The 531-nt window shown below is 77.2% G+C and carries 1 protein-coding gene; it reads right to left on the bottom strand.

The genetic code is table 11. The features are described 5' to 3' along the window. Positions 1-531 (bottom strand): MaoC/PaaZ C-terminal domain-containing protein (locus PKE99_RS38665; RefSeq protein WP_271215185.1); only part of this gene is annotated, 531 nt, incomplete at both ends.

Raw genomic sequence — 531 nt, 5'->3', positions numbered from 1 at the left:
GCACCGGGCCGGGGTCGGGGTCGACGAACAGGCCCGCGGCCAGGGAGACGATCAGGTAGCCGTGCGCGACGCGCTCACCGAACAGCGGGTTCGCCGCGGCGGCCGCGGCGTCGGTGTGGGCGTAGAAGGTGTCGCCGGTGAACTCGGCGAAGTGCTCCACGTCGGCCTGGGTGACCCGCCGCGGCCCGGCCACGATGGTGTCGCCGGGGCGGAGCTCTTCGAGGTGCAGCCGGAAGGGGTGCCGCTCGGTCTGGCGCCGGGCGGCGCCGGGGACCCAGCGGCCGGTGATGCCGGCGAGGGTGTCCGGGTCGGCCTGGATGGCGGTGCGCTGCATGTGGTGCAGCACCCCGCGGATGCCGCCCAGCTCCTCCCCGCCGCCGGCGCGGCCGGGCCCGCCGTGCACCAGCGGGGGCAGCGGGGAGCCGTGCCCGGTGGACTCCTTCGCGTCGGCCTCGTTGAGCACCAGCAGCCGGCCGTGGAACGCGGCGGCGCCGAGCACCACCTCGCGGGCGAATGCCGGGTCGGCGCTGA

Origin of the sequence: Pseudonocardia halophobica, from assembly GCF_027922425.1 — a bacterium.
GTDB lineage: Bacteria > Actinomycetota > Actinomycetes > Mycobacteriales > Pseudonocardiaceae > Pseudonocardia > Pseudonocardia halophobica.
This window is presented reverse-complemented; position numbering and strand designations above follow the sequence as displayed.